The 1309-nt window shown below is 64.6% G+C and carries 1 protein-coding gene; it reads right to left on the bottom strand.

The genetic code is table 11. From position 1 onward, the window contains the following. Positions 1–17 precede the first annotated feature (17 nt). Positions 18–1309 (bottom strand): cellulase family glycosylhydrolase (locus F6Q13_RS17565; protein WP_293059276.1); only part of this gene is annotated, 1292 nt, incomplete at its 5' end.

The raw sequence follows: 1309 nt of genomic DNA, 5'->3' as shown, positions 1-1309 counted from the left end.
GTCACCCCTACCTGCCCTCACCAGCTTGTGGTCACCGTTATTTTCGTGTCAGAAATCCAATCCTCCAAACCGGCGTGCAGCGGGGCATACACCTCGCGGTCAAACCAGCCCACCACCCCCGACACCGACGACCCCGACACCGTCGGCGCCGCCCCATCAGCCACACCCGCCGGGCTCACCGTCACCTCCACGGTGTGCGCGCTACCGGTGGAGACGATCACCAACTGCGGGGCATCCGGCGCCGACACCACCTGCCCCCCCGTCACAGCGACCTCATACCCGTGCGGGAAGTCGATTGCCGGCACCGCGATGGTGGTCTGCGAGCCCACCGGGAAACTGCCCACCCCATCCGGCTTCTCAACCGAATAACTGAACCGGAAAACCCCATCGTCAAACGAAAACGAATTCGGGGTACCCGACACCGTCTGCGGATACGGCTCAGCCAACGTGTCCAGGGTTGCGGTGTTCACATTGGCGCCCACCGGCGGCTGGCTGGGGTTGTACACCAGCGATTCCAAACTCGAGGGCGACGAGGTGGTCGTGATGTCGCCTTGGCCGGTGAACGTCCAGTAAGACCAACCGATCAGGTTCTGGTCGGCGGCATGCACGCCCTCGGCGTTGATGGTCTGGTTATCCCCGGCGCCGAACTCTTCCAAAAGTGCCGGGATGTTGTGGGCGTCGGCGTAGGCCACCGCCCTGTTCGCGACGGCGTCGGTGAGCGCCCCGCAACCGGCGGTGATGCCGAAAATACCCAGGACGCAGTAATCCTCGAACCCGAAGACCACGTGGGGGTAGTCCACCGTGCCCTGCGTGATGGGAGTCAACCCCAGTTCGTAGAGCAGGTTGGGTTCGGTATACACCGGGGTGGTCGGGTCGACGGCCCGCATCGCCGCCGTCACCTGGTCGAAGAACGGGGTCAGCTGTTGCGCGCCGAAGGCCGGGCTGCCCAGCACAGTCAGCGGCCACGACAGGCCCGCCCACGGTTCGTCCATGATCTCGTAGCCGACGATGTCGGGGTTGCCGTTGAAGTAGTTGGCGACGTATTCCCACATCTGCGCGTACTCGTTTTCCAGCCCGATCCCGTTGGGCGCGTCGGCGTTGGCGAAGAACGCAGACCACGCGCCGAGGTTGGCGGGGTCGATCAGGTTGTTGTACGGGAAGCCGAAGTTGATGTTGGGCAGACCGCCGGTTTCCGTCGCCCACTCCGGCGCACCTTCGCCCATGAACGTGGCGCTGTAGGAGTCCTCGTCGGCGCCGCCGAGCAGCACGTAGATGTGGTGGTCTTCGAGGGTCTGCACAGTCTGGGCAA

It is taken from the genome of Mycobacterium sp., assembly GCF_008709575.1.
Taxonomy (GTDB): Bacteria; Actinomycetota; Actinomycetes; order Mycobacteriales; family Mycobacteriaceae; genus Mycobacterium.
Note: the sequence above shows the minus strand (reverse complement) of the source record. Positions and strands in the feature narration are given on the sequence as shown.